Consider the following 16,883-nt stretch of genomic DNA (forward strand, 5'->3'; position numbering starts at 1 on the left):
GTAGCAGTACATCGCGGATGCCTCCGCTCACCGGGCAACACCGGGTGCTGCGGGGGCACCGGTCGGGCAGTAGTCCATCTGGGTCGCCGCCGCCGCCGGACCGACCGCCACCGCCACCGGCAGTAGTAGAGCGCATATGGCCGCTGCGGCGACGAGCGTCACGCCGAGGCGGCCGAGTGGCTTGTCCGGGTTGATGAGACGTCGAACGCGCGCTCCGGCGCTCGAACCGCCCGCTGCCAATGCCGCCGCTGGCGTCGGTGAACTGCTCAGCGTCAACAGGGCGTCGGCGAGAACAAGGCGGTTCCCGCCTTGGCCGATGGCCGTATCGTCGGCGAGTAGTTCGACCAGGCGCGCACTCTCGGAGCGTGCGGTCGCGAATAGTGGCACCCGCGGGAAGGCTTTTGCCGTCGTCTGCGACCAAGCCAGAACGAGGTCGTGCCGTTGCCGTACGTGGGCCCGCTCATGCCGTAGCACCAGTGCAAGCTGGTCGTCGGTCAGCCGCTGCAAGGCGCCCGACGTGACCACGATCCGCCGATGGCGCCCGGGCAGGCAGTACACCGCAGGCCGCTCGGCGGTCAGCACTACGACACCCAGACCAGGAGCCGTCGTGCCGACCAGGTCCAAGGCGTCCTGGTGGCGGCGCCTGCAGCGGCGTGCGTCCGCCAGCACGACGATGAGACACCACGCCAACCGGCCCAGGACCGCGACTATCAGGACCGTCCCGGTGGCGGCAGCGGCCGCGCCGCCGGGCGACGCGTACTGGGCACTCAACGCCATCGCGCATGCGCGCAGTAGTTCGGCGAGACTTCCGCTGAGACTGGCGGTAGGGATCAGCAATGCGACGCCGGCCAGGGAAATCGCGGCCACAACGGACAAGGTCAGGCACTGCCAGGCGACAATCGCCAGTCGGGGCGCGCGGTCGCTCCACGCCCCGGCCAACAGCGTCCATGGGCCGACTATCGCGATCAGGACGGCGTAGCTCAGCAGAACGACCGCCGCAGTCACGGTGTCCCCTCGGCATCAGGATCCATGACGTGGGAGCGGGCGGCCTCCAGTAGCGCTCGTAGCTCTGCGGACTCGGCAGGGTCCATTTCCTCCACCAGTCGCACCAGTACGGCGGGGCGGTCTTGCGCCTCGGCGAGGGCCTCACCCATCAACTGGGCGACATAGTCCTCCCTGCTGGCAGCAGCGGTGTACAGGTTGACCCGGCCGTGCTTGCATCGGGTCAACCACCCCTTGCGGAAAAGGATGTCCATCACCGTTTGCACGGTCGTGTACGCGGGCACCGGGCTGCGCTCGAGTCCCTCCAGCACGTCCCGGACTCGAACGCCGTCGCCCAGCGCCCACACCTGATCCATGATCGCGGCCTCCAAGTCCCCAAACCGCGGCATCTACTCGGCCCCCTTCTACTATTCGTGGCTTCGTCCGACCATCCTAAGGAGCTTAGGGCACCCGAGAAGTCTCCTAATGTCGCTAGTAGGGTGTGCTCGTGCCACCACGACGACTCGTTCCAAGCTCGCGCCCCGCCCGGGCCGGCGCTCTCACGGTCGCTGCAGCAAGCTGCAAACAATATGGCCGCGGCTGCGACGCCCCTGTCACGGTGGTCTCCGTTCTCACCGGCGCAAGCGGGCGATTCAGGGCGAAGGTTGTGCTATTCGGCTTCCAACATTCGAGCGCTGGCAACGGATTCGCGGCTCGGCTGGAGGAAACCTCCGCCGGCACTGACGCCAGCCGGACCGGAACGCCGCGGTCAACACCATCGATTAGCCCCCCGGTTAGCCCGAGGTCATTCCAGGTCCACGAGCCACGATCAGAACACGAAAGATTCTTGCGATGACACCACCCCGATCGGGTTCTGACAAGAGCTCCCGCGAGGTCCGCTTGGCCCAGCTGCGTCAACAGCAGCGCCGCCGGGCACGTAGACGCACCCTGGCTTGGCTGATCGCAGGCGTGGTGCTCGCCGTGGTCATCGGCGGCACATCCTGGGCTGTGCTCGCTTCCCGTCCGCCGAAGGTGTCGCTGGGCGCAGTAAAGACCTACCCGGTCTCCCAACCCGGCCACGTCACCACCACGGTGAAGTACCCGCAGACGCCCCCGGTCGGAGGAGACCACGACCCGACCTGGTTGAACTGCGGTGTCTATACCGCCCCGGTACGTCCCGAGAACGCCGTCCACGACTTGGAGCACGGGGCCGTTTGGATCACGTACCAACCGTCGCTGCCGACCACCCAGATCAAGGCGTTGCGGCGACTGGTCGGTGGACAGACTTACCTGACCCTGTCGCCGTACCCGGGTCTGCCCGCGCCGGTGGTCGCATCCGCGTGGGGCGTTCAGCTGCGGTTGCAGAACGCGAGTGACAAACGGCTGCAGGTGTTCGTCACCAAGTACAAGCAAGGTCCTCAGACTCCAGAGCCCGGTGCCCCTTGTACTGGCGGCATCGGGTCCCCGACCCGCTGATCGATGCCTCGGGCTCGCACGGCACAGGAAGGTCGCCATCAAGGTGAGAGTCCTCGCCGGTGGCCTTCCAGGGCGCGCCAGCTGCAGCCAGGTGTGGCCGAGTACAGGGTGTCGATGTCAACGGGCGGTGCCCCAGGATACTGGTCTGATCTGACCCCGAGGACTGGCTTGCGAAGCGGCGTGCTGATCGCCGGTGGCTGAACGATCGCGTTCGACGCGGCGAGCATTTTGTTCCAGCCAGGACACGCGTTCACCGGCGACGACGGCATCTCCTGGAATTACACCACCTGGCTCAACATCGCAGCCCTCGTCGTCACCGTGGTTCCTCATCGCACGCTTCGTCCGCACCGGCGGTGCCGACATGTTGCGGATGATGGGCAGCAGCCCCGACCCGGGGAGACCATCAACACGACGCCAATTGACTGACTGGTCAGCTCTGTTTGCGAATCCCGACGTCGCTTGCCGGAGTCTTTTGGCGGTATGCCAGCGATCCGCAGGCTCCTCCTGTATAACGCGAGGACGCCGCCCCAGGGCTCGGTGCACACTGGACGGATGAGCGCTCAACCACACGTCGCCGCGGGCGACTCCCCGGCCGAAGGCCCGGTCGGATGCTGGTGCTGCGGCACGAGCGCCACCCCGGAGAAGATGGTCCACCTGGGCAACCACCCTGAGGTGCACCTGTGCCCGCGCTGCGCCCACTTCGTCCACCAGCAAGCCTGGAAAATCGAGGACCAGGACCGCCACGGACCAGCAGCCATCGCACGAGACAAACTCCGCGACCGGCGCGCCGAGGTAACGCGGCGCGGGTGGCACCACAACAGATTCATCGGCGGCAAGCTGCGATGGCTTGGGAAGTACCTGCCATGACCGTGGACATCGAGCTGCTCGTCGTGCCCGACTGCCCGAATGGGGCGGACGCCATCAACATCATCCGAACCGCTGTCGCTGACACGCACGTCGCATCACACATCACGTGCACCGTGATCACCACCGAGCAGCAAGCCTGCCAGCGTGGCTTCACCGGCTCGCCGACCATTCTGCTCAACGGAACCGACCCCTTCTCCAAGCCAGGCCAGCCCATCGGACTGACCTGCAGGCTCTACTCAACCTCAGCCGGGTTGCGGGGCGTCCCAGACCTCACCGACCTACGTCGTGCCCTCAAACAAGTCGCCGCAAGCTGATGCAGCGGAGCCACGACCGACCGCTCAAGCCGTGAACGGGGCTCAGGGGCTTCGGGGGGTGATGAATCAGGCGGATGATCGGATTGCCACCTGGAAACCGAGGCAGACGACACGATCGCGCCGGCGACCGCGGGCAGGCCCCACTAGTCCCATGTGCACATCGGTGCGCCTTCCTGCACGGTGACTCACCAGCGCCCGCTCACAGCGCTATTCGCCCTGTTCGAAAATGTTGCCCCGCCAGTACGGCGGGCCGGCCGCCACTGGGCGCTCATCGTCGACGTGGTCGCACTGCCTGAAGCCGATGAGCCGGCGGTGGTGCATCGCTGGGTACCGAAGGAACAGCTCATGCCAGTGCCGGCGCAGCTGAACAGAACCTACGGTCTGCGCTGACACGAGAGGCCGCCCGATGCTCGTGTACTGGTAGCGGATCGACGGGCCGTGGCATGCTCGGTGAGGTGAGTCAGGCCGAACCCCTCGATCCGTCGCTGCCGTCATCGGTGCCGGCGACCAAGCGGTGGCATGACAGCACGGTCGCCAATGCGGCGACTGCCTGGTTGCGCGACCCTCGCGACTACGTCGCCTACCAGCACCTCGTTGCGGCCGTCGACGCCCGCAACGCGTTTCTCAATCCCCAGCTCGACTTCGCGCACGGCCCGGCGCCGGAGCCCACGAGCGATCCGCAACGGATCGGTGATGCATTCCCCGGGGATCCGGGCGAGCTGCTGGCACGGTTGCGCGGCGGCAGCCAGTGATGCGCGAGCCGCCGGTTGCCTCGCTCACCCACGAGACCGCCGCGCAGTGGGCTGGCCAGCTCTTGTCGAGGTACTCGTTGCGGCTGGAGGGGATCAAGTGGATCCCCGGCTACGGTGGTTCGGCGGCTGTCAGCGACGACGGTGTGATTCTCACGCTCGGCGAGCAGGTCCTGCAGGATGCCGCGACAATGCGGTTCCACGTCGCCCACGAGGTCGGTCATGTCGTACTTGGCCACGCCACCGGTCTGCGGCGCCGGCGGTTGCGTCTCACGGTGATCTCGGTTGCCGTCACGCTTGTGCTCGAGGGCGGTGTGATGGCGGCCGCGGTCCTCTGGTCCTGGCCAATCGTCCTGGTACCGGTGGTGCTGCTGGCCGCGATGGGTGCCTTGAGTCGGTGCGCTGTGCTGCCCCTTGAACGCGCCGCCGACGAGTTCGCGGCCGCGCATGGTGCGCCGGCAAGTTCGGCGAGCATCCCGCCGACGCCGTGGCTGAATCGTTGGGTGCTGAAAACTCACCCGACGCAGCAGGAACGCAGCCGGCCGATAGCTCCGATGCTGTCCTCGCACCCGATGTAGCTCGGGTGGATCAGCTGTCGACTCAGTGCCGGATGCCCTGACTGGCCAGGTACTCGTGAGCGTCGCCTAGCCGGACCGGCTGCGCGGTGGCCCAGCGTTCGTTCTCGATGTCGTCGGCGATCTGCTGCAGGTGTGCCCGACGGATCAGTGCCGGGTGCCAGAAGTCGCTGAGACCAGGATGGCGGGTACTGAGACTCGTTGCAGCAGCACCGCGACCCACTCGACGACGCCGCTCCGATGGTGTGTGACCCGGGCCAGGTGCGGCGTTCTGAGCGACACGGCCACGTCTGCATCCGCGAAGTCGCCGCGCATGTCGTCCTCGGTGGCCATCGTCGATCCCTCCAAAATGTCCCCCGTGGAGTATGCCGCCTGACCGGCACACTCCACGGGGATGTTGGTCGAACTACTCGGCGGCGCCGCTCCTGCAGTTCACGGCTGGGTCACGCCGCAACGTGGGCGGCGTCGTACTGGTCGCGCACACGGTTGGGCACCTTGCCGTGCGTCGGGCACTCGATGTTGTTCTCTTTGGCCCACTCTCGGACGACAGGCGCGGGGGCACCCAGCGGCGGCGCCGTCTTTGTGCTGCGGGTGCGGCACCGCAGAGCACGCAGTTCCTTGTCGACCTTCGCCTTCTGCGCCTCAAGCTGCTTGATCCGCTCCTGTCGCTCGGCATCGGCGGCCGCCTCGGCGGCCTGCGCCTCAGCCTCCTGTCGCTCGGCCTCAAGCCGGGCGGAAAGATCTCCCAGCAAGCCGGCGATCTTCACTCCGAGCTTGCGGGTGCGAGCTTTCGACGACTCCGAAGCAGCGTGGATCAGCGTGTCCGCGGCCGTCTTCACTGGCCGCGCAACACGACTGACCGGGCGGGGGTCGCCCACGGACCGTCGTACCGTGGCGGCCTTCCCGTTCGTCCGCGGACGACTGGCCCGGATCCTGTCCAGGTCTGCGGTCAGCTCGTCGATCGCCCATCCCATCTTGTCGGTGTCCGGGCCGTAGGTCTCGGCGATCGCCTGGACCTGCTCGGCCGTCAGCGCGGTTGCCATCACCACCCACTCGGTGTCGTGGCCGTTGACCAGGTGTTTCAAGACGGTGATCTTGTCGACGATGGTCAGGTCATTGCTCTGTGCCATGGTTTCGAGCTCCAATCTCGATCCGATGGTCCGGCCGTGCTTTCAGCGCATCGGCCGGCTTCTCTTCTTGCGGTGGTTGTTACGCGTCATGTGGTCCGGTGGTGCCTCCTTCCTCGCCGCCATCAGCTGGGGCGCCCGGAGATCGGGTGAAGGTGCGCGATACCGCGACATCTCGATGCAACTGGGCGATAGCACCGCGTAGTTTCCGCGCCTCGACGCCGTGTCCGTACGTCGGCCCGACGGGGCCGTCTCCGGGTGGCCAGTCCAGTTCTCGCCGCAGATCTGCCAGGTCGTGGTCGAAGTCGGTCAGGCATTCGTCGAGGTCATCAAGCAGCACATCCCACGTGTACGGTTCCTCGCCGCTCTCGTCGGTGTCTTCGCCGGCGCGGACCCTGGCAGTGTTCGACCGGCCGGCCTGGCGTGGTTCTTCGCGTTCTGCCCGGAGCAGATTGCCGTCGATGAGGGTGGTGCGCAGCCGGTTGATCAGGGCGTCGGCACCGAGCCCGGCGCCCGCGCAGAACAGCCCCGCGGCCGCCGCCCAGAGCCAAGCAGGTCCGCCGGTACTGCGCTGAAGAATGACGGCGGCGGCACCCACCGCCGCGCATGGGAAGCCGATCCATGAGGCGATGCCCGCGGCACGCCACAGCGCCCATGCGCCGTAGCTTGAGGGGTTCGACGCCGCCCATTCAACCGGGTCGGGCCGGCCGTCACCCAGCCCGTCCCCTGCGGCCTCAGACATATCGGACTCCTTGTATCGTCACTTGAAAACGGTTCTGTCTCATGTCGATTCGCTCACGGCATCGGATCGTCGTGGTGCCCTGCCCAGGCAAGTTCGACGGTGCCGTCGACTAGTTCCCACCACAGCAGCCGTGGCGCACCGGGGGTGCCGTCCTTCACGGTTGCCCGGTATGCGCGGCCGCCGTCGTCGCGTGTCAGCTGCGGCCCGCCCCGATGGGTTCCGTGCGGGTGGACTGCCCGGGCCGGCATGGAGTACGCACGGCGAGTGAGAACGTCGACGAGGACGGTGAGGACGCGATCTCGTGGCGCGGTGACCGTCTTCAGCCCGTCCAGGAATCGGTCGCCGAGCCGATAACCGCGCAGGCAGTTGGCAGAGCGATCGCACTCCGGCACCTGACGCAGCCACGTTTGCTGCAGATCGTGGCGCAGCTGGTCGGCGTCGTCGGCGAAGAGCCGAGTGGTCAGGGTCGGCTCGGATTGCTCGAGCGTTGTGTCCGGCTCCTGGGCGCGCAGCTCGTCGACCTGCCGTTGAAGCGCCAGCACCGAGGCCTGCAGCTGCTCGATGTGAACCCAGACCTCGCCATCATCGACCTCGCCATCATCGCCGGCTGCGGCGGTGTGTGGCTCGTTCGCAAGACGGAGCGTTGGCCGGCTGGCCGGCCTACCCGCGGTGCTCAGCGCCGTTGCGACCGCGTCCTTGACGCGGTTGATAGCGGGATCGCCGGGCGCTTTGTTGGTGCGGATGACTGCACTCCAGCCGTCGGCGCCGACGACCCGCACTGCCCCGCCGTATGTGGCCAGGTCCTCGCGGCCATCCAGAAGACGTGAGGCTGCCGCGTCGGCCAGCACCCACACGGTCGCCCTGCCTGCCAGCTCGCTGGCGAGTCGGCGCGGTGGAACGCCGTGTCGCGACGCATTCCAGGCGATGGAGACGATGACCACTGGGAGCTTTCGCTCCGGGTCGTCGGTGTGGGTGAACAGATCCAGCACCGAGTCGACCGCTATCGGTTCAGCGGGTGTCCCGATCGCGCCGTTGGTTCGCCGCCCTCGCCCGATGGCCGGTGCTGCTCCCATCGTCTGTGCCTTCTTCCTGCTCGCTGACTGTTTTCCATTCACCCGAGGCCGCCGTCACCGTCTTCACGCGCGGGGCGAACTTCGATTCACTGACGTACTTGCACTAGTGGCATTACGGTAGCCCCGGCCGCCGACACCCGACAGGTCCTCAACGGAGGTTGTGGACGAAACCCTCAGCTGGGCATATCCACAAGCGCCGGGGGTCACTCGGCGTTGTCCACTGGGGTTCGAAGTGCCGGTGTGCTCCCGGTGTCGTTCGGGTGAATCTTGCGGTCTCCCAACCAGAAAGGCGGTCCGACGTGCCTACTTCACCACTCGCCCCGGCCTGGCAGATCAGCCGCGTCGAAAACAGCCCGCCCATTGCCGGGGGCCTCGGCTACTTGCTGCAGTACCCGCGCCTGACCGGGTGGCTCACGCTGGCTCCAGAAGGATCCGGCTGGCCTACAGTGGCGACCGGGCAGCGCGTGGCCGTGCTGCCCGGCCTTCCGACAATGCCCCCGGACCGGTGCAGCGCCGTGCCACTCGCCGAACCATTGCGCGTGCACGGGGTGACCATTTGCAGCATCGCCCCGATGGCAGTGGAGAACGCCCTGCGCATCTGCGACGGCGACCACGCGCACGCTTGGTCGCACAACGTGCGCCGCGTCACCACCACGGTGTCTGGCTCCGAGCGTGCACCCGATGCCACCGCGTGCGTCGTGGTACAGCTTGCGGCCGAGATCGTGCGCGACTTCGCCTCGCGCGACGACTTCGCCGACCGGGTGCACCAGGTGGACGTGGACCGTGCGCCCGGTCGCACCCGGGCGCTGGAGCTGGACTTGGACGTGGCATGCGCCGAGCGCGACGCCTGGCAGCAGCACGTCGACCGGCTGGACGGCCTGCTCGAGCAGCAACGCTGCGTCGTAGCCGGCCGGGACGCCGCGCGGCCGGCCCCTTGGCCCGAGCTGCATGACCCGCAGCGATCCCTTGACCGGCACGTACGGGCCGGCGGACGCGACAGCGAGTATTACCTTCGCCGATCGGGGACCGCAGACCACTCGTTCTTGTCCGGCGAGCCGCGGTGAGACCGAGCGCGCCCGTTACCTGCGGGGAGACGCGACGGTGGGTACATCGCCCGGAGTCGCCGACCGCCGCCGGCTTACACGCTGGCCGCCGGTGACCTCTCGTGCCGCAGCGGCTGCACCAGCACCGCGCTGCCGGCCGGCGAGCTCCCGCACGGCGTGCTGGATGCTGGCAGCATCCGGGGCACACCGCAGCCCTGCGGCTACTGCGGCGACCACGTCGGATCCCTGGCTGGGCAGTCGACTGAGGCGTCGCAGCGTCGGCCGAAGTTGTGTGACGTCGACGGCCGCGGCCGTCACGGCCTGGTCGATCGCAGCGAGGACGAACTTCGCCTTCTCCTCGGTGGTCGGCGCCGGTGGATCGGGTTCAGGAAGGTGGGTCCGGATGAAAAACTCCGGCCGCAGCTGATCGAGCCGCACCTTCATGAATCTCTCGCCTGAGAGGTAGACCGCGTCCTCGTGGGCGAGTTCTGCCGGGACGCGCACCTCCACGGCGGCCGTCCCGTACCCGCCTGCGCCTGCGGCGATCCCGTGCCGTCGGGTGGAAAAGAACGCGTACGGCATGTCGACTGGCGCGGACGACTCCATCCGCCCCGAGGTCAGGATCGCGCGGGCCGCCTCCTCACTGGTGTGGTGGTAGAGGGTGAGCCAAGTGTTCACCGGCACCGTCTGGGTTCATCGGGTGGCGACCGGCGCGGCCAGCACGACCAGGTTGTCCAGGTGTGCGTAGCCCCCTTGCTTCGGGACCAGGCCGATATTGCCGGTGCAGGTGATCAGCGCCAGGCGTCGTGGACCGGTGGAGCTCCAGACCGAGGCGGGCAACTTTCCTTTGGGGTAGGCATTGGCCGATTGCACCCTCCATGCCTGCACGGTGCCGGCACCGTTGGAGGTGTAGACGACGGCGCCGGGTTTGATGTTCGGCAGCCGATAGAAGGACCCGGGCACGTTGTTGAAGGTGACGTGGCCCGCGATGACGACAGTCCCGGCTGGCGCGCCCAGCGACGGTGTCCAGTCCATCCAGCCGACACGACCCGGGGTGGAGGGTATGGCGGCCAGGCCGCCCGACTGGCCTTCGGCGACGATGGCGACTCTTGTGTTCACTGACGGGATCCACACCTGGTTCGGGGCCATTGCCGCCGCCGTCGACGACTCCTTGCTCGGCGTGCTCGGCGTCCTCGGTTGCGGCGACGCTGTCGACGAGGTTGCCGCGCGGGCGGCGGCCTGCGTGGTGGACGGTTTCCGGTCGGCCGGTGTCGACTCGGACGAATGCCGTCGGGGTGCGTTCGCAGTGCTCGTGTTGGCTGCCCTGCCCTGGGGGCTCGAGGAGCGGCTGGCGGTCGAGCTCGACCGCCCAACGGTCGGCGCGGGCTGGTTGTCGGCGGTTTGGAATGCCGAGGCGACCGGTGCCGCGAGAGCAGGTGGTCCCGCACGGCTGGTCAACATCAGCCCGGCTGCGGCTACGGCCATGGTCATCATGCCGGCGGCCACCAGTGCCAACGGCGAGCGTAGGGACTTGTTCTCTTTCATCGCTCGGCGACCCTTTCGACTTCGGCCCAGATCAGGCGGAGCCCGTGTGTTTCGTGTGCCTCGGCAGAGATTCCCAGCTGAGCGAATGGCATCAGGATTCCCGCTCGTTGAAGCGATGCTGTTCGATGAGGTCGTCGAGGGCGTCGCGCTGCCCGGCAGCCAACTTCATCCGGTACCGCGAATAGCGATCTGCGTCTCGGCCGGTGACAGGTGAGCCGTGACGATCGAGAGCGCAGCCATCGACGATGAGCAAGTGACCGATCAACCCCAGGCCGGCCAGCGCGGGAATCCACAGGACGAGCCACCATGACCATGCGGTCACCGCTGTCGCCACCACGAGCACGCCGAGCACAATTTCCAGGGGCGACGAATGCGCGTCGCATCCTTCTTTCCGGCGATGGTTCGGCACAGGACACATGGTCGCTCACGGTGATCTTCCTCACCGGTTGCGGCAGCGGAGCGTGCGAGCCAGTGCGCCGCCCGTCAGCAACGCGAACACTCCGAAGCCGGCGCCCGCGGCCATGCCGACACCGTTCATGCCGTGCGTCGCCTGGTCCGTCGGGATGACCGGCTGGGTGCTGCTCGTCGTGGGTGCCGGGGTCGAGCTGGAGCTCGGAGTCGGGGTCGCGGTCGGGGTTGGCTTAGCGGAGACCGTCATCGAGCCCCACTCGTGCGGGTCGCCGAGCGCGGTGGCGACAAGGGGCGTCCCGGGCAACGGCGCTTGTCCGTTGCTCATCGGCATGACGTGAACGCCGTTCGTGAACACCTTCTCGTCGATCGACCCACACCATGCGCCGGCCGGTATGTCCCGGCTGAGGGAGAGGGGCACCTTGATGTCGGCATTGGCGGGCTGCCCTGTCACCTTCGCGGTCGCGACCACCTTGGCTGTGCCGTCCTTGACCGCGGTCGCCCACTGACTGGCCCCGAACTGAGCGCAGGAGCCCAGGTCGGCCGGTTTCGGTGCAACGAGAGCCCGGGCGGTGACGTCGACGGTGGACGCGTTGAGGCCTTCGGTGGTGAGGACGTCGACGATCTTCGCTCCGGCAGTCCATTCCTGGGTGGCCACCACGGTGGAGGCCTTCGGCGTGGTGACCTTGAGCTTCACGGTGGGCGATGTCCCGGCCGCGGTCCCGGTAGGTGCCGCTCCGATCACCCGCTGCTCGCCGGCCCGCGGTGAGTCGTATTCGTAGTAGGCGGACGCCGGCACTCCGGAGAAGGCCCCGCTGATGGTGACCGGATCTCCGTTCTTCGCCTGTGGGGTGCCAGCCCACGGCAGCAGCGTGGCGGCCGACTTGGTCTGGCCGAAGACGGTCTGGTTGACCCCGGTGCGCGCGGCTGTGGAACCGACGTGCTTCAGGCCGAGGGTGAACTGTGCGTTGCCGGTGATGCGTGCCTTGAACGTCACCCCGGGAACGAGTGCGCCGCCGGCGGCGGCCAGGCCCAGCGAGGCCGTTCCGGAGCGGACGGCTCCGGATACGTCCGGGGTTCCCAAGGTGTTGGTGACGACCGGCTTGTAGGAACCGGAGAATGCCGCGGCCTCGGCGTTGAGTTGACGCACGCGGGCCTTGATCGCTGCTTGGTCAGCCGGCCTGAGGGTCGTAAACGCCTTCTGGTCGAACGACCATCCTGGATCGAGCAGCTGGCGGGAGATGTAGGACAGTGCCCCGACAGTTACCCGGTCGGTGCTGTTCAGATAGCGCGACAGCAACCCCGCCAGCCGTACCTGAGAGGTGCGACTGATCGGTTTGGAGGGGGACGACGACGGCGCCAGCAGCTCCCCGTCGATGCACAGCACGAGGATGCCTCCGTAGTTCATGCGCCCGAACCAGATGCTGTGGGATCCGCCCTTGGGCGAGTGGACGGTCTGGGTCTTGAAACCGAAGTAGGTGGGTGTCGCCGGTGCGAGCATGCGGGCCTGTGCGGCACTGGGACCGCGCAACGCGCCGACCTGCTGGCTGCTGCTCCCTCCGGTGTCGGCGCGAGCCGCGGCCGCCGGGGCGGCGCACACGACGGTGGCGAGGCCGGCGGTGGTCAATAGTCGAGCCCAAGTAGATGTCTTCAACGCGCCCTCCTGGCATATCCGGGTCCGTAGGTCGGTCCCTGACTGCCCGAAGGGAGTTCCGGCGGCTACACGCTCACTGGCAGCCGCCGTATTTGCGGAGAGATGCGAGCAGGACCGGGCGGGAGCGTCGCGTCCGTCCAGGGGAAGACGACTCGCGCACCACCAGGGGTGTGGTGTCGTTCGACCGCCCGGTCCTGCCCCTTGAGCTTGGAGGCAGTGCCACCGCCGGCGCAAGCCGAAGCGCCGCTTCGAGCACTCAGTCGCGCTGCCGGCGGCGCGGGTTGTTCAGCAGCCGCGCCGGCGCCGGCGGAAGGTCACGCCCCAGACGTTCCTCGGCTGCGTCAGCAGCGGCTCTGGCTGCTTCACGGCAGAACTGGGACACGCTCACCATCTGCCCCAAGTCGCGCCGATCACGCACGATCGCATCGTCGATCCGGCGCAGCAAATCCGGGCGCAGTGTGTGCATCCGGCTGAAGCCGTGCCCTGTCCCCCAAGCCGGGCCGGGGTGCTGCCGGCGGATGCGGTCTCTCGCTTCGGGCGACAGGTCCGCGTGCACCTCGAGGCAGCGGTGCAGCCACCACAAGAACGCTGCCGTTGACGAATCCACCGTGTCCAGGTCGGCCATGTATGCCGCTCGCGCCCGATCCCAGGTGGGCCGATCCCAGTACACCGTCGTGGGCACGAGTTCTCGGTCGTCGACCAAACCGTTGCCCCTTCGTCCTAACACCCTTCCCGGTGCATCGCCGGCGGGCCGTGTGCTGCCTTGACGGTACGTCGCGGCCGCCGCGGGGACCTACCGGACGCGCCGACCGCCTCCGCGCACAGCTGGCCCGCGCGCACCCGGATATCCACAGCACCCAAACCCGTCGCCCGCAGCGGCGCCGATCCGACGAGGATACACGTATCCACTTTTTCTACTCTACGGAGGTTCGCATGACCAGCAAGAACACCGCCACCACCACCGCCACGACGACCGCCAGCGACGTCGCAGCCGCAAGTGCGACGGATGAATCGGTGACCGCAGCCATGACTGTCGACATCGATCCGCGCACCGTGAAGATCGGTGCGAACGTTCGCGCGGATGTCAAGCTCTCCAAGGACTTCGTCGCCAGCATCCGAGAGCGCGGCGTCATCGTTCCGGTGGTCGGCTACTTCGATAGAGACGGCCAATATGTCGTGGTCGACGGGCAACTCCGGACTCTGGCCGCGATTGAGGCCAAGACGCCAACGATCCCGGCCTACGCGACACACCGCCGTGAGGACGCGGACCGGATCATCGACCAGATGTCGGCCAACTACCACCGGACGGACATGACCGCCGCTGATCGTGCCAAGGGGTTCGAACAGCTCGCCGGGTTCGGCCTGTCCGCCGCGCAGATCGCCAAGAAGACCGGCTACAAGCGCCCAGAGATTGACGCCGGTCTCAAGGTCGCCGAGTCGGAGCTGGCCACCAAGGCTGCGGCGCGCTGGGACTTCCTCACCTTGGAGCAGGCCGCAGGGCTGGCGGAGTTCGAGCAGGACAAGGAGGCTCTCAAGGCCCTGACCGTTGCCGCCGAGGCAGGTACCGGCTTCGAGCACGAACTGCAGCGCCAGCGCGACAAGCGCACGGAGCGGCAGGCCATCGCCGCCCTGGCCGAGCAGTTGACCGCCGAAGGCGTGACCGTGATCGAGCCCCCGGCATGGGACGACAAGACGATCCAGCGCCTCACTCGGCTCGCTGACGGCCAGGGCAAGCAACTCACCCCCGAGACGCACCGCGAGTGCCCCGGGCACGCCGCCTATGTCGAGTACGGCTGGCAGTGGGGTGCATCGGCCGGGGACACCGCCGACGATGACGAGCGGGGCGCGTACGTGACCAGTGCGACCTACGTCTGCACCGCCGCGAAGGCCAATGGTCATGCCGACCGCTTCGGCAGAGGCGGGAGCGGCAAGAAGAAGCTCGCGGACATGACCGAGAAGGAGCGCGCAGCGGCCCGCGCGGAACGTCGGGACGTCATCGAGTCGAACAAGGCATGGAAGTCGGCGCAGACCGTCCGTGCCGCCTGGGTGCGCAAGTTCCTCACGCGCAAGACGGCGCCGAAGGGCAGCGCCGTGTTCGTCGCGGCCACCCTCGCCGGTCACGCCAGCGCGCTAACCGACTACCGCACTCCTGGCGTGGTGGATGAACTGCTGCACGGTGGCAAGACGCGCATGCGCAGTGACCGCGCCAAGTCAGTGGAGAACGTCACCGACGGTCGCGCGCTGCTGATCGCCGTCGGGCATTGCTGCGCGGCGTACGAGGCGCAGATGAGCGAACACACCTGGCGCAGCGTCCAGTCCGGGCCTGCCCGATACCTGGCGTTCCTCGCGGCGAACGGGTACGAGCTGGCCGACGTCGAGAAGCGCGCGGCCGGCCTTGACAAGCCCGCCGCCAAGAAGCGGGCCCGGCCGGCGACCCGCAAAGCCACCCCGGCTGCGTCCGGTCACCCTGCCGCCTGACGCCCCGCGCAACGACCACGCCGGGGCGGTGCGGACGTATACGCCACACCGCCCCGGCCCTCACGAAGGAGATACCCGTCATGGAGCAACCGATCGTCTTGCCGCCGCGACCACCGCGAAAGCTGACCCCCGTCGAAACAGCCAAGCTGATCCGGCGTGCCCTGCGCGCAGCGCACCCGCACACCCGGTTCCACCTGGTCTGTAGCCGGGGCACTGGCTACGGCTACATGAGCCTGCAATGGGTCGCCGGACCGTCAACCGCCGCCGTCCGGACGACCGTGGAGCCCTTCCTCAGCGAGGTGGCCAGCGACGAACCCGACGACGCGGTGCGACGTCTGCCTGTCCCCTACACGTGCAAAGGCATTGATCTGATCCGACTCGAGAAGGAGCCCACCTCATGACTGCACCCGACCCCACCGCGCACCCCGATGGCATCCTCGTCCTCGGCGAGTCCGTGATGTTCCACGACGGCAACGGCACGCTCATCACCGCCGCAGTGGACCGCGACGCCCCACCAGTGCGCGTCGTCATCCGCATCGAGGGGGACCAGCTGACCGTCACTCCCCGCACCGCACGCGCCCTCAGCGCGGCCCTCACCGGCATCGCTAACACCGCCGAGATCGTCGCCTGCCTGCGCACCTGAGCATCCAGCGCGCACACTCGCATCCAGCAGGGGACCAGCAACTCGCAGGTCCCCTGCTGCGTGCGCCGTCAGCCCAGCGGCAACTGCATCTGCTCGCCATACAACCGGCGCAGCCGGTCAAGCTCGGCCGCGACCTCGCGCGGATCCCGACGCGCCATGTCACGCAACGCCCGCGCCCTTCGCCGCGCGCCACGCGGATCGCCCAACGGCGACCCGGCCACCTCCTTGCGGTGTGCCCACTCGCGCCGGTTCTCCTGGGCCGAAGAGACCACCACATGTCCGGGCGCGACTCGCTGGCACAGCGGGTTGTCACAGCGATGCCCCAGTACCCTGGCGTCCTCGAGCTCCTGGACGCCGCGTTGTAAGCCGAAGGCGAACCGGTGCGCGACGATGCACCGACCATCCGCGAACCAAAATCGCCCGTGACCCCGGCCACTGACCGCGCCCGTCCACCACAGGCAGTCGCTCCCGGGCACCCGCACCACCTTCGTGGCGTACCGCCGCACCACCTCGACATCACCCAACGCCGCCGCGAGGCCCGCCAGCCCTGCCGGGTCAATGCGTCGCCCGGCCATCGCGCCACCTCACCTCATGACCCGTCCTCGGGTGATGCCGGTGCGGCCCCGGCATCACCGTCTGCATCGTCATCGGTCGCACCGACACCGGCCGCGTCGGCCGCCAATGCCTTCAGCCGCGACCCCTGACTGACGGTCAACTCCCCTCCGCACCACTGGATCGCCTCCTTCATCGTCAGCTTCTCGTCCTCCACCAGCCGACGCAGCGCACGCGCCGCGTCCAGCTCGCAGGCGTCGCGCTCCTTCAACCCGATCATCACCTTGACCGCCAGGTCACGGCGACTGCGATCCTGCGCTTCGGCCTCCTTCTTGCGTTTCGTCTGCGCCGCCATCGCCGCACGCCGCGCCTGCTGACGCACCGACTGACCACCGCTCATCGCCGACCACCTTCATCTCTCGACTCCGATCACCTTTCAACCGCACACAAGACCCATCAGCGCCCCCCACGCTCACCTCGCACTCGTCAATCCCGCCCCGACCGCCCCCGACCACCGTCACCCGATCACGCAGACCACGCCCGTTCCCCCTCCACCGCCCCCAATCTCAAGTCCCACACACCTCTTGCATTCTCGGTGCTTGATTTTTCAACCATTGAGCGCGGGGTCGACGCCCGCGACTTGCGGCGGACATGGC

General features: G+C 68.0%; 22 protein-coding genes. 9 read left to right on the plus strand and 13 right to left on the minus strand.

The window, feature by feature from the left end:
- Nucleotides 1-27: 27 nt before the first annotated feature.
- Nucleotides 28-1,005 carry a M56 family metallopeptidase gene (locus tag ACZ50J_RS11320; RefSeq protein ID WP_464297318.1) on the minus strand — a complete coding sequence of 326 codons (978 nt, stop codon included), beginning with the start codon at nt 1,003-1,005 and terminating at the stop codon, nt 28-30.
- Nucleotides 1,002-1,391: a BlaI/MecI/CopY family transcriptional regulator gene (locus tag ACZ50J_RS11325; RefSeq protein ID WP_464297319.1), complete on the minus strand. Its 390-nt coding sequence runs from the start codon at nt 1,389-1,391 to the stop codon at nt 1,002-1,004. Before ACZ50J_RS11325 ends, ACZ50J_RS11320 begins: the two co-directional genes overlap by 4 nt.
- Nucleotides 1,392-1,833: 442 nt before the next feature.
- Between ACZ50J_RS11325 and ACZ50J_RS11330 the strand changes: the two genes are divergently transcribed.
- The 5 genes from ACZ50J_RS11330 (at nt 1,834) to ACZ50J_RS11350 (ending at nt 4,965) form a co-directional block, all read left to right on the plus strand.
- The gene (locus ACZ50J_RS11330; protein WP_464297320.1) at nt 1,834-2,457 is read left to right on the plus strand and encodes a DUF3105 domain-containing protein; all 624 of its coding nucleotides are present in this window, start codon (nt 1,834-1,836) and stop codon (nt 2,455-2,457) included.
- A gap of 552 nt (nt 2,458-3,009) precedes the next feature.
- Nucleotides 3,010-3,324, plus strand: a complete 315-nt coding sequence (locus ACZ50J_RS11335) for a hypothetical protein (RefSeq protein ID WP_464297321.1) — start codon at nt 3,010-3,012, stop codon at nt 3,322-3,324.
- The gene (locus ACZ50J_RS11340) at nt 3,321-3,638 is read left to right on the plus strand and encodes a hypothetical protein (protein ID WP_464297322.1); all 318 of its coding nucleotides are present in this window, start codon (nt 3,321-3,323) and stop codon (nt 3,636-3,638) included. Before ACZ50J_RS11335 ends, ACZ50J_RS11340 begins: the two co-directional genes overlap by 4 nt.
- Before the next feature lie 455 nt (nt 3,639-4,093).
- The gene (locus ACZ50J_RS11345; RefSeq protein ID WP_148043242.1) at nt 4,094-4,390 is read left to right on the plus strand and encodes a hypothetical protein; all 297 of its coding nucleotides are present in this window, start codon (nt 4,094-4,096) and stop codon (nt 4,388-4,390) included.
- The gene (locus tag ACZ50J_RS11350; RefSeq protein ID WP_464297323.1) at nt 4,390-4,965 is read left to right on the plus strand and encodes a M48 family metalloprotease; all 576 of its coding nucleotides are present in this window, start codon (nt 4,390-4,392) and stop codon (nt 4,963-4,965) included. The genes ACZ50J_RS11345 and ACZ50J_RS11350 overlap by 1 nt, the downstream gene beginning before the upstream one ends.
- Before the next feature lie 22 nt (nt 4,966-4,987).
- Here the strand turns inward: ACZ50J_RS11350 and ACZ50J_RS11355 are convergent, their stop codons facing one another.
- From ACZ50J_RS11355 to ACZ50J_RS11370, 4 genes are all read right to left on the minus strand, one after another.
- Entirely contained in the window at nt 4,988-5,185 is a 198-nt protein-coding gene (locus ACZ50J_RS11355) for a hypothetical protein (RefSeq protein WP_464297324.1), read from the minus strand.
- A 220-nt stretch (nt 5,186-5,405) separates the two neighbouring features.
- Nucleotides 5,406-6,092, minus strand: a complete 687-nt coding sequence (locus ACZ50J_RS11360) for an Lsr2 family DNA-binding protein (protein WP_464297325.1) — start codon at nt 6,090-6,092, stop codon at nt 5,406-5,408.
- Nucleotides 6,093-6,171: 79 nt separating this feature from the next.
- Nucleotides 6,172-6,831 (minus strand): hypothetical protein, encoded by a 660-nt coding sequence (locus ACZ50J_RS11365; RefSeq protein ID WP_123270119.1) that lies wholly within the window; start codon nt 6,829-6,831, stop codon nt 6,172-6,174.
- A 53-nt stretch (nt 6,832-6,884) separates the two neighbouring features.
- Nucleotides 6,885-7,904 carry a hypothetical protein gene (locus ACZ50J_RS11370; protein WP_464297326.1) on the minus strand — a complete coding sequence of 340 codons (1,020 nt, stop codon included), beginning with the start codon at nt 7,902-7,904 and terminating at the stop codon, nt 6,885-6,887.
- 572 nt (nt 7,905-8,476) lie between these two features.
- On the opposite strand from ACZ50J_RS11370, the gene ACZ50J_RS11375 reads away from it, so the two are divergent.
- On the plus strand, nt 8,477-8,968 hold the full coding sequence (locus ACZ50J_RS11375) for a hypothetical protein (protein ID WP_464297327.1): 492 nt from the start codon (nt 8,477-8,479) through the stop codon (nt 8,966-8,968).
- 15 nt (nt 8,969-8,983) lie between these two features.
- Here ACZ50J_RS11375 and ACZ50J_RS11380 read toward each other — a convergent pair whose 3' ends face one another.
- The 5 genes from ACZ50J_RS11380 to ACZ50J_RS11400 form a co-directional block, all read right to left on the minus strand.
- Nucleotides 8,984-9,625, minus strand: a complete 642-nt coding sequence (locus tag ACZ50J_RS11380) for a hypothetical protein (RefSeq protein ID WP_123270101.1) — start codon at nt 9,623-9,625, stop codon at nt 8,984-8,986.
- Between the two features lie 15 nt (nt 9,626-9,640).
- Entirely contained in the window at nt 9,641-10,492 is an 852-nt protein-coding gene (locus tag ACZ50J_RS11385) for a class F sortase (RefSeq protein WP_123270100.1), read from the minus strand.
- Nucleotides 10,493-10,583: 91 nt separating this feature from the next.
- The gene (locus ACZ50J_RS11390) at nt 10,584-10,901 is read right to left on the minus strand and encodes a hypothetical protein (RefSeq protein ID WP_464297328.1); all 318 of its coding nucleotides are present in this window, start codon (nt 10,899-10,901) and stop codon (nt 10,584-10,586) included.
- A 30-nt stretch (nt 10,902-10,931) separates the two neighbouring features.
- Entirely contained in the window at nt 10,932-12,554 is a 1,623-nt protein-coding gene (locus ACZ50J_RS11395) for a hypothetical protein (protein ID WP_464297329.1), read from the minus strand.
- A gap of 256 nt (nt 12,555-12,810) precedes the next feature.
- Complete coding sequence (locus ACZ50J_RS11400; protein WP_158607494.1) at nt 12,811-13,236, minus strand: hypothetical protein; 426 nt, start codon at nt 13,234-13,236, stop codon at nt 12,811-12,813.
- Between the two features lie 251 nt (nt 13,237-13,487).
- Here ACZ50J_RS11400 and ACZ50J_RS11405 point away from each other — a divergent pair, with 251 nt between their 5' ends.
- The 3 genes from ACZ50J_RS11405 (at nt 13,488) to ACZ50J_RS11415 (ending at nt 15,675) form a co-directional block, all read left to right on the plus strand.
- The gene (locus ACZ50J_RS11405; RefSeq protein WP_158607493.1) at nt 13,488-15,032 is read left to right on the plus strand and encodes a ParB/RepB/Spo0J family partition protein; all 1,545 of its coding nucleotides are present in this window, start codon (nt 13,488-13,490) and stop codon (nt 15,030-15,032) included.
- Between the two features lie 80 nt (nt 15,033-15,112).
- Nucleotides 15,113-15,433, plus strand: a complete 321-nt coding sequence (locus tag ACZ50J_RS11410) for an LPD29 domain-containing protein (protein WP_123270096.1) — start codon at nt 15,113-15,115, stop codon at nt 15,431-15,433.
- Nucleotides 15,430-15,675 (plus strand): hypothetical protein, encoded by a 246-nt coding sequence (locus ACZ50J_RS11415; RefSeq protein WP_464297330.1) that lies wholly within the window; start codon nt 15,430-15,432, stop codon nt 15,673-15,675. Before ACZ50J_RS11410 ends, ACZ50J_RS11415 begins: the two co-directional genes overlap by 4 nt.
- A gap of 68 nt (nt 15,676-15,743) precedes the next feature.
- Here the strand turns inward: ACZ50J_RS11415 and ACZ50J_RS11420 are convergent, their stop codons facing one another.
- Together ACZ50J_RS11420 and ACZ50J_RS11425 are read right to left on the minus strand one after the other, a co-directional pair.
- A complete protein-coding gene (locus ACZ50J_RS11420) occupies nt 15,744-16,250 on the minus strand; it encodes a hypothetical protein (protein WP_464297331.1) in 507 nt (168 codons plus the stop codon).
- 14 nt (nt 16,251-16,264) lie between these two features.
- Nucleotides 16,265-16,627, minus strand: coding sequence for a hypothetical protein (locus tag ACZ50J_RS11425; RefSeq protein ID WP_464297332.1), 363 nt, complete (start codon nt 16,625-16,627; stop codon nt 16,265-16,267).
- Nucleotides 16,628-16,883: the final 256 nt, after the last annotated feature.

Source organism: Flexivirga sp. G2 (assembly GCF_055397625.1).

What these genes read in the sequence shown, in the direction of transcription:
- ACZ50J_RS11365 (WP_123270119.1), bottom strand. Translation starts at nt 6,831, where the DNA reads ATGTCTGAGGCCGCAGGGGACGGGCTGGGTGACGGCCGGCCCGACCCG.
- ACZ50J_RS11375 (WP_464297327.1), top strand. Translation starts at nt 8,477, where the DNA reads ATGGCAGTGGAGAACGCCCTGCGCATCTGCGACGGCGACCACGCGCAC.
- ACZ50J_RS11420 (WP_464297331.1), bottom strand. Translation starts at nt 16,250, where the DNA reads ATGGCCGGGCGACGCATTGACCCGGCAGGGCTGGCGGGCCTCGCGGCG.
- ACZ50J_RS11340 (WP_464297322.1), top strand. Translation starts at nt 3,321, where the DNA reads ATGACCGTGGACATCGAGCTGCTCGTCGTGCCCGACTGCCCGAATGGG.
- ACZ50J_RS11335 (WP_464297321.1), top strand. Translation starts at nt 3,010, where the DNA reads ATGAGCGCTCAACCACACGTCGCCGCGGGCGACTCCCCGGCCGAAGGC.
- ACZ50J_RS11325 (WP_464297319.1), bottom strand. Translation starts at nt 1,391, where the DNA reads ATGCCGCGGTTTGGGGACTTGGAGGCCGCGATCATGGATCAGGTGTGG.
- ACZ50J_RS11370 (WP_464297326.1), bottom strand. Translation starts at nt 7,904, where the DNA reads ATGGGAGCAGCACCGGCCATCGGGCGAGGGCGGCGAACCAACGGCGCG.
- ACZ50J_RS11330 (WP_464297320.1), top strand. Translation starts at nt 1,834, where the DNA reads ATGACACCACCCCGATCGGGTTCTGACAAGAGCTCCCGCGAGGTCCGC.
- ACZ50J_RS11405 (WP_158607493.1), top strand. Translation starts at nt 13,488, where the DNA reads ATGACCAGCAAGAACACCGCCACCACCACCGCCACGACGACCGCCAGC.
- ACZ50J_RS11410 (WP_123270096.1), top strand. Translation starts at nt 15,113, where the DNA reads ATGGAGCAACCGATCGTCTTGCCGCCGCGACCACCGCGAAAGCTGACC.
- ACZ50J_RS11350 (WP_464297323.1), top strand. Translation starts at nt 4,390, where the DNA reads ATGCGCGAGCCGCCGGTTGCCTCGCTCACCCACGAGACCGCCGCGCAG.
- ACZ50J_RS11385 (WP_123270100.1), bottom strand. Translation starts at nt 10,492, where the DNA reads ATGAAAGAGAACAAGTCCCTACGCTCGCCGTTGGCACTGGTGGCCGCC.
- ACZ50J_RS11425 (WP_464297332.1), bottom strand. Translation starts at nt 16,627, where the DNA reads ATGAGCGGTGGTCAGTCGGTGCGTCAGCAGGCGCGGCGTGCGGCGATG.
- ACZ50J_RS11360 (WP_464297325.1), bottom strand. Translation starts at nt 6,092, where the DNA reads ATGGCACAGAGCAATGACCTGACCATCGTCGACAAGATCACCGTCTTG.
- ACZ50J_RS11415 (WP_464297330.1), top strand. Translation starts at nt 15,430, where the DNA reads ATGACTGCACCCGACCCCACCGCGCACCCCGATGGCATCCTCGTCCTC.